7 protein-coding genes are annotated in these 9255 nt (G+C 41.2%); 5 read left to right on the forward strand and 2 right to left on the reverse strand.

Annotated features, from left to right (window positions below):
• Positions 1-9 precede the first annotated feature (9 nt).
• Entirely contained in the window at positions 10-1329 is a 1320-nt protein-coding gene (locus tag RL70_RS16375) for a sigma-54-dependent Fis family transcriptional regulator (protein WP_039044463.1), read from the reverse strand.
• Between the two features lie 134 nt (positions 1330-1463).
• Here RL70_RS16375 and pruA point away from each other — a divergent pair, with 134 nt between their 5' ends.
• From pruA to RL70_RS16395, 4 genes are all read left to right on the forward strand, one after another.
• Positions 1464-3011 carry an L-glutamate gamma-semialdehyde dehydrogenase gene (pruA, locus tag RL70_RS16380; RefSeq protein ID WP_039044464.1) on the forward strand — a complete coding sequence of 516 codons (1548 nt, stop codon included), beginning with the start codon at positions 1464-1466 and terminating at the stop codon, positions 3009-3011.
• A 72-nt stretch (positions 3012-3083) separates the two neighbouring features.
• A complete protein-coding gene (locus RL70_RS16385; RefSeq protein WP_039044465.1) occupies positions 3084-4277 on the forward strand; it encodes an ornithine--oxo-acid transaminase in 1194 nt (397 codons plus the stop codon).
• A gap of 81 nt (positions 4278-4358) precedes the next feature.
• Positions 4359-5603, forward strand: a complete 1245-nt coding sequence (locus RL70_RS16390; RefSeq protein WP_039044466.1) for a Glu/Leu/Phe/Val dehydrogenase — start codon at positions 4359-4361, stop codon at positions 5601-5603.
• A 122-nt stretch (positions 5604-5725) separates the two neighbouring features.
• Positions 5726-6889: an iron-containing alcohol dehydrogenase gene (locus RL70_RS16395; RefSeq protein WP_039044467.1), complete on the forward strand. Its 1164-nt coding sequence runs from the start codon at positions 5726-5728 to the stop codon at positions 6887-6889.
• A gap of 42 nt (positions 6890-6931) precedes the next feature.
• Here RL70_RS16395 and RL70_RS16400 read toward each other — a convergent pair whose 3' ends face one another.
• Complete coding sequence (locus RL70_RS16400) at positions 6932-7930, reverse strand: cation diffusion facilitator family transporter (protein WP_039044468.1); 999 nt, start codon at positions 7928-7930, stop codon at positions 6932-6934.
• A 187-nt stretch (positions 7931-8117) separates the two neighbouring features.
• Here RL70_RS16400 and RL70_RS16405 point away from each other — a divergent pair, with 187 nt between their 5' ends.
• On the forward strand, positions 8118-9002 hold the full coding sequence (locus RL70_RS16405) for a DMT family transporter (RefSeq protein ID WP_039044469.1): 885 nt from the start codon (positions 8118-8120) through the stop codon (positions 9000-9002).
• Positions 9003-9255 lie beyond the last annotated feature (253 nt).

Here is a 9255-nt window from a genome sequence, read left to right on the forward strand (position 1 = left end):
AAGAGGTGATTATCCCTCTTCTCCTTTTTTGTTTTTCCGAAGACGATATTGTAGGTTTTGTCTACTCATCGACAAGGCATTTGCTGTTCTGGTGATGTTACCGTCATGAATGGTTAAAGCTTTTTGTAAATAATAGGATTCTGCTTCTCTTAAAAACTTATCGAGAGGAAGCATGTCTTTTTCACTTGGTAAGATGAAAGAAGGTAAAGGAACTGTTCCCTCGTCCAAAACAGCACTTTTACTTCTAAAGTGTTGAGGAAGCATTTCATACGTAATTGTTGTTTCAGCTGAAGCAAGGGAGGCCACTTCGTTCAGCAATATTTCAAGTTCACGAATATTCCCAGGCCATGTGTAAGAAAGGAATAGTTCCTCGACTTCTTCTGTAATGTCATCCAATGTGGTACCTAAACTCTCTTTACGTCTAGCTAAATATCTTTTGACGAATGGAAGAATGTCTTCCTTCCTCTCCCTTAGAGGTGGGAAGCGGATCGTAAAGGATGCAAAAAAGTAGTACAACTCCTTTAACAAACTTCCTGATGCGATAAGTTCGACGGGGTCTTCGCCGATACTTGCGATGAATTGCCGTTTATGAAGATCCGAACTATCTAAAATTCTGAGAAGTTTACGTTGCAGCTCGATGGATAAAAAGTCGATTCGTTCGCAAAATAGAGTAAATGGGGCATCGGTTTTTAATTCTGTTGCGAGACGATCAATTGATTGGTTATCAGATCGATCGCAGTAAAGCGTGTAGAATGATGAATCTGATACAGGACCTTCATGATGAATACCCTGGGCAACAAGGTCTTTTCCTGTACCCGCTTCTCCTACAAGGAGGACAGGGAGTTTTGCGCGTACCGCTTTTTTCGCTGTAGCAATAATTTTTTTCATGGATACGGATTCCGCTACTATGTTATTCAGCAAAACCGGTTCTCGATCTTTTGTCAATGGCTGCAAAACAAACTTTTCCAGTGCTGTTACGTCATGAGAGAGTTCAACTGCTCCAATAAGCAATCCGTTATTCACGATAGGGTAGGTATTGTTAATCGTTGTAATCTCAGTTTCGTTTTGGTTCCAATACGTTTGTTTAATATTTAATTGTTCTTGTCCACTTTGTAATACTTCCATCAACGTACTCGGCTGTTGACGGAAATTGAATAATTCCATGATGGACAAATCTCGGATATCATCGAGGTCTAGTCCTTCAATTTCTTTCATTTTGTCATTATAGATAATGGTCCTGCCCTCACTGTTAACGGCATGGATTCCAACCCCTGCACGCTTTACAGCAAATTCATAAAAGGGAAAGAGTGACTCTTCAAAAGCACTCATAGAGTGACACCGCCTAACTTTTTTCTTCAAGAAAACAATAATACTTGCAATGTGCAATAATATCTTGCATTATTATAAGTGCAATTAACAATGAAGTGCAAATATTATTTGCATGACCCATCTAAAGGAGGACTATCATGATCCCGTACAAACATGAACCATTTACAGATTTTACAATCGAAGAAAATAAAAAAGCATTCCAAGAAGGTCTTAAGACTGTGGAAGCTTACCTAGGTAAAGATTATCCCCTAATCGTAGGTGGGGAGCGCATCATGACTGATGATAAGCTCGTATCTTTCAACCCAGCTAACAAAGAAGAAATTATCGGTAGCGTTTCTAAAGCAAGTAAAGATATTGCAGAAAAAGCTATGAAAATTGCAGACGAAACTTTCGATACTTGGAGAAAGACAGAACCAGCTATGCGTGCAGATATTCTTTTCAAAGCTGCAGCAATCGTACGTCGCCGCAAAATGGAATTCTCAGCATTATTGACTAAAGAAGCTGGTAAGCCTTGGAACGAAGCAGATGCAGATACTGCTGAAGCAATCGACTTCCTAGAGTACTATGGCCGTCAAATGTTGCGCTTGAAAGACGGAATGCCAGTAGAAAGCCGTCCAGGCGAATTCAACCGTTTTGACTACATTCCTTTAGGAGTTGGCGTTGTTATCTCTCCATGGAATTTTGCATTCGCGATCATGGCGGGTACTACAGTAGCTGCACTTGTAACAGGAAACACAGTACTATTGAAGCCAGCTTCAACAACTCCAGTTGTTGCTTATAAATTCATGGAAGTACTTGAAGAAGCGGGAATGCCTGCAGGCGTAGTAAACTATGTACCAGGTTCTGGCTCTGAAATCGGTGACTACTTGGTAGATCACGCGCGCACTCGTTTCGTATCATTCACAGGTTCACGTGAAGTTGGAACACGTATTTACGAGCGTGCTTCTAAAGTGAACGAAGGACAAATTTGGTTGAAGCGTGTTATCGCTGAAATGGGCGGTAAAGATACAATCGTTGTTGACAACGAAGCGGATCTTGAGCTTGCAGCACAATCCATCGTTAAATCAGCATTCGGTTTCAGTGGACAGAAATGTTCAGCATGTTCACGTGCGATCATTCACGAAGATGTATATGACACAGTTGTTGCTCGCGTAGAAGAACTTACTAAAGAGTTGACTTACGGTGACCCAACTGACCAGTCTAACTTCGCTGGACCAGTTATCGACAAAGCTGCTTATGACAAAATCATGAGCTATGTTGAAATCGGTAAAGAAGAAGGTCGTCTTGTTGCAGGTGGGGAAGGCGATAGCTCTAAAGGATTCTTCGTTGCTCCGACTGTATTCGCAGACGTTGCACCTGAAGCTCGTATTATGAAGGAAGAAGTCTTCGGACCATTCGTAGCAATTGCTAAAGCGAAAAACTTCACTGAAGCGATCGAAATGGCAAATGATACTGACTATGGTTTGACTGGCGCTGTTATCACGACTAACCGTGAGCACATTGAACAAGCTCGTCAAGACTTCCACTGTGGTAACTTGTACTTCAACCGCGGTTGCACAGGTGCAATCGTTGGATACCAGCCATTTGGCGGATTCAACATGTCAGGTACAGATTCAAAAGCAGGTGGCCCAGACTACTTGCAGCTTCACATGCAAGGTAAAACAACTTCAGAAATGCTATAAGACTAGTTTCAAGCAGTTGCCTGTCACAAGACAGGCACTGTATCTACATACCTAACCGAGGAGGGAATTTTAATGTCAGTATCTCAACAAGTGATTGAACAAACTAATAAGTATGGTGCACCAAACTATCATCCACTACCGATTGTTATCTCAGAAGCAGAAGGTGTATGGGTAAAGGATCCAGAAGGTAACAAATACATGGATATGCTTTCTGCATACTCTGCAGTGAACCAAGGGCACCGTCATCCTAAAATCATTCAAGCACTAAAAGATCAGGCAGACAAAGTTACTCTTACTTCACGTGCATTCCACAGCGATCAGTTGGGTCCTTGGTACGAAAAAATTACTGAACTATCTGGTAAAGAAATGGCGTTGCCAATGAACACGGGTGCTGAAGCTGTTGAAACAGCAATCAAGGCGGCTCGCCGCTGGGCATATGACGTTAAAGGCGTTGAAGAGAATAAAGCTGAAATCATCGGCTGTGAAGGTAACTTCCACGGACGTACGATGGGCGCAGTATCCCTTTCTTCAGATCCAGAATACAAGCGTGGTTTCGGACCAATGCTTCCAGGTATCAAACTAGTACCTTATGGCGACTTGGATGCACTTGAAGGTGCAATCACTCCAAATACAGCTGCGTTTATCATCGAGCCAATTCAAGGGGAAGCTGGAATTATCATTCCACCTGCTGGCTATTTGAAAAAAGCACGTGAACTTTGTAAAGAAAATAACGTTCTTTTCATTGCAGACGAAATCCAAGCTGGCCTATGCCGCACTGGTAAAATGTTTGCATGTGAATGGGAAGATGTTAACCCGGATATGTATATCCTCGGTAAAGCACTAGGTGGCGGAGTATTCCCAATCTCTTGTGTAGTAGCAGATAAAGAAGTACTTGAAGTGTTCAACCCAGGTTCACACGGATCTACATTTGGTGGTAACCCAATGGCGTGTGCGGTTTCAATTGCATCTTTAGAAGTACTTGAAAACGAAAAACTTGCAGACAAGTCTCTTGAACTTGGTAACTACTTCAAAGAAGAACTTGAAAAAATCGAAAATGATGTCATTACAGAAGTTCGCGGACGCGGTTTGTTCATCGGAATGCAGTTAACTGTTGAGGCCCGTCCTTACTGTGAAAAGCTTAAAGAACTAGGATTACTCTGTAAAGAAACACACGACACAGTAATTCGTTTTGCACCACCACTAGTTATCACTAAAGAAGAACTTGATTGGGCACTTGAGAAAATTAAAAGCGTATTCGCTAACTAAAAATTCTTTCCAATTCCGTTGTTCGATATGATACTATGAATAAGGAAAAAACATTATGAAACAAAGAGGCGAGCCAATACAATGACTGAAAACCTGAATCTGTTCACATCGACACAAGTTGTTATTAAAGAAGCACTTGAAAAGCTGGGCTACGATGAAGGAATGTATGAACTTCTCAAAGAACCAATGCGCATGACGGAAGTCCGCATCCCGATTAAGATGGACGATGGAAAAGTAAAAGTCTTTACTGGATTCCGCGGACAGCACAACGACGCTGTTGGACCAACAAAAGGCGGAGTACGTTTCCACCCAGATGTTACTTTAGATGAAGTGCGTGCACTTTCTATGTGGATGACACTTAAAGCTGGAATTGTAGACCTTCCATATGGCGGCGGTAAAGGCGGTATCATTTGTGATCCCCGTGAAATGTCTATGGATGAATTGGAAAAACTAAGTCGCGGATATGTCCGTGCGTTGTCTCAAGTTATGGGACCGACAAAAGACATTCCAGCACCAGACGTTTTCACAAATTCACAAATTATGGCGTGGATGATGGATGAGTACAGCAGAATTGATGAGTTCAACTCACCAGGCTTCATAACAGGAAAACCAATCGTTCTCGGTGGTTCACAAGGTCGCGACCGTGCGACTGCTGAAGGTGTAACGATTATTATTAACGAAGCAGCTAAACGTCGTGGTATCGATATGAAAGGCGCTCGTATTGTTATCCAAGGTTTTGGTAACGCAGGTAGCTTCCTTTCTAAATTCCTACACGATGCAGGTGCTAAAGTAATCGGAATTTCTGATGCTTATGGAGCTTTACATGATCCAGACGGCTTGGATATCGATTATTTACTTGACCGTCGTGATAGTTTTGGAACAGTAACTACATTGTTCGAAAACACATTGACGAACCAAGAGTTGTTGGAATTGGATTGTGATATCCTTGTTCCTGCAGCAATCGAGAACCAAATTACAGAGCACAATGCAAATAACATTAAAGCTTCTATTGTTGTTGAAGCAGCAAATGGTCCAACAACTTCTGAAGCTACGAAAATTCTTTCAGAACGCGGTATCCTTCTTGTTCCTGACGTGCTTGCTAGTGCAGGCGGCGTAACCGTTTCATACTTTGAATGGGTTCAGAACAACATGGGCTACTACTGGTCGGAAGAAGAGGTTCGTGAAAAAATGACTCTTAAAATGGTAACTGCGTTTGAAAATGTTTATACGCAGGCAACTACACGAGGCATTGACATGCGCCTTGCAGCGTATATGATCGGTATCCGTAAAACAGCGGAAGCTTCACGTTTCCGTGGCTGGGCATAAGCAACATAAAAGAGCGCTCCTTTTATAGGGGTGCTCTTTTTAGTTCGCTTCGTGCGGGCAGAACAGTTGCATCACTAACTCTCCTAAAACATAATGGAAGTAGTCTGAGGAGGCGATGAGTTTTGGATAATTTCGTATTTCAAAATCCTGTAAAATTATTGTTTGGTAAAGGGCAAGTGTCGAATTTAGCAGATGAGCTTAAAAAATATGGAAATAACGTTCTTGTCGTATACGGTGGAGGAAGTATTAAGAAAAATGGTGTATATGATGATGTGATGGGTGTACTAAAAGAAGGAGGACTCACTGTTCACGAATTTGGTGGAGTGGAGCCGAACCCTAGACTTTCAACTGCGATTGCTGCAGCGGAATTATGTAAACGTGAGAACGTCGACGTAATCATAGCTGTCGGCGGCGGTTCGGTCATTGACTGTACGAAGCTTATCGCTTGTGCTGCAAAATATGATGGCAACCCGTGGGATTTTGTTGTACGTAAAGCGGTACCTCAAGATGCATTACCGTTTGGAACAGTATTGACACTATCTGCAACTAGTTCAGAGATGAATGCAGGGTCTGTTATTACTAATGAAGAAACTCAAGAAAAGTATGGATGGGGAACACCATTTAACTTCCCTAAATTCTCAATTTTAGATCCGTCATATACGATGTCTGTTCCGAAGGATCAAACAGTCAACGGAATTGTAGATACGATGTCTCATATCTTTGAAGAATATTTCAATGAATCATCGAATACTCCTTTCCAAGATGAAATGTGTGAAAGTGCACTCCGTACTTTGATCACAACAGGTGCAGAAGTGGTGAATCATCCAGAAGACTACGAGCTGAGAGCGACTATGATGCTTGCGGGTGTATGGGGATTGAATGGTTTCCTTCGCATGGGATACACAGGTGACTGGGGAACTCATGACATTGAGCACGCGGTTTCAGCAGTCTATGACATTCCACACGCTGGCGGACTGTCTATCCTATTCCCAGAGTGGATGCGTTATACGATGCATTTGAATCCGAAACGTTATGCACAGTTAGCTGTAAAAGCATTTGGTGTAGATCCGACGGATAAGACTGATGAAGAAACGGCATTAGAAGGTATTTCTAAATTAGAGGAGTTCTGGGCATCGATTGGAGCGCCGCGAAAACTTGCAGATTTCGATATTGATGATTCGAAAATTGAACTAATGGCTGAAAAAGCTGCAGCAAGAGGACCGCTTGGTAATTTCGCGAAGTTAGCTAAAGAGGATGTCGTTCAAATTTTGACGAATTCATTGTAATGAAAATGCGAGCCAACAGTCTCTAACGTTGGCTCGCATTTTTTATTCAGGTAGTTTCATGCGATTTTCAATGAGGTTAGAACTATTTTCTCCAGTCCAGGATTTAACACCATCATCGCCTACTAAAGAAATGATGACATCCTGAATGCCTTTCTGAATCAGTATATTAGTAAGTAAACGATCTTTGACTTTTAGAACATATTCAACTGTATTCGATGTCGCAACCTCGGCAATGATTTCAACATGTAGAAACTCACCTTCTTTAACAACCTCAACACGTTGAATATCCACAATGTCAGGGTCTTCTGCGAGTAGATGGGCAATATGCGCGAGCATCTCTTCATCTGTTTCTCCGATAGCCCCTCTGGCATTTTCGAGGAATACCTTACCCACTACATAAAACATCATTACACCAATGATAATGGAAGCAACGCCTTCAGCTGCGAACCAGCCAAAGAAATGAGCGAGTAGAACGGCAACAAATGCTATTATACCTCCGCTAGTCGCCACTAAGTCTTCCATAAAGACTAACTTAGTTGGAGGCTTTGCCTTTTTCAGATACGCAAAGCTTTTAGGGAAAGAGGATAATCCTGCATGTTCAACACCAGCATCGTGAAAGACTTCTTTTGATGCCTTATAGAGAACGAAGGATTCTAACACAATTCCGATTCCAAGAACGCCTAGGTTAATCCACAAACCTCCACTTTCTGAAGGATGAAGGATGTGATGTATCCCTCCAACTATAGTTTCATAAGAAAGGATCGCTACAATCAAAACGGCGCCCAGACAAACGAGGTTAACAATCCTACCAAAACCATTTGGATATTTAGGAGTTGGTGCTTTTTTGGAAAGGGCAGAACCAACATAAACGAATAGTTGATTTGCAGCATCTCCGATAGAGTGCATCATTTCAGCGAACATGGCAACGTTGCCTGTTAGAAAGAAAGCTCCCGCTTTTAAAGCGGCGATAATAACATTAACTATAGCGGCTAAAAGAGCAGGTTTGTTACCATCTTTTAAAAGTTGAATCCAATTGGTCATGAATGTATGCTCCTTTGCAACAAAAATGGTGGTGCGTTCAATTCAAAGTTTTATCATTAGCCTCCTACCTAAATAATAGGGGTATTCTAAATACCGAATTTTTAGAACGGCCTTGTCTGATATACTATATGCTATATCCATAAACAAACTATTGTAACCCTCAATAGAAGGAAAGTGATGTGTTTAAATGAACAAACCAGCTATACATCCAGCTATCCCTATCATTATAGGGGTTATCTCGGTTGCTTTATCAGCAATTTTTGTGAAATTAGTATCCGCTGAGGCGGGGGTTACTGCATTTTACAGAATGTTTTTCTCGGTCCTTCTCATGTTGCCGATATTCTTATTGAAATACAGAAAAGAAATAACGTTGCTGAAAAAGCGAGATTGGATATTTTCAACTTTTGCAGGAGTGTTTTTAGCGTTCCACTTTATCTTTTGGTTTGAATCGCTTAATTATACATCCGTTGCAAGTTCTACAGTTTTAGTGACACTACAACCTATTTTTGCGTTTGCGGGTACATACTTTTTCTTTAAAGAACGATTGTCGGTTAAAACTATATTATCAGCAGTAATTGCAATATCGGGTAGTGTCATTATTAGCTTTGGAGATTTCCAACTTGGAGGAACAGCATTTTATGGTGATATTCTTGCGCTCATAGGCTGTGCACTAATCACTGCTTACTTGCTGTTTGGCCAAGACGTTCGTCAAAGATTGTCGCTAATTACGTATACGTTTGTAGTATACTCCATTAGCTCGATTACACTTTTCTTCTATGTATTAATAAAAGGGGAGTCATTTGGTCCGCATTCACAATCAGATTGGATGTGGTTCGTGCTATTAGCGCTAATTCCGAACCTACTTGGTCATACCCTTTTTAACTGGGCAATCCGATGGGTGAGTACTAATGCGATTTCTATTGCGATATTATTTGAACCTGTTGGTGCATCGATCTTAGCGTATTACATCTTCAATGAGAGTTTATCGACAGCTCAAATCATAGGTGGAATCGTTGTGTTACTAGGGATTTTGTTGTTTGTTGTAGACGGTCGGAAAAAAACTTCAGTATAATTTTAAAAAAAGCTTGCAAACTATATACTATCTGTTGTATATTATTACTTGTCCTTCGGAACACGCTTTATCGGTTTCAAAGGCAAGTAATACTTTTTTAAAAAAGTTGTTGACACGATGATTACACCATGTTATGATGTAAGAGTTGCTGAAACAACAGCTAACGAATAACATTAACACTATGAACCTTGAAAACTGAACAGCAAAATGTCAACGAATTATCGTTTGGGAAACCGGTTCTGCCGGTGAAACA

The sequence above is a fragment of the Sporosarcina sp. ZBG7A genome (genome assembly GCF_000813425.1).
GTDB lineage: Bacteria > Bacillota > Bacilli > Bacillales_A > Planococcaceae > Sporosarcina.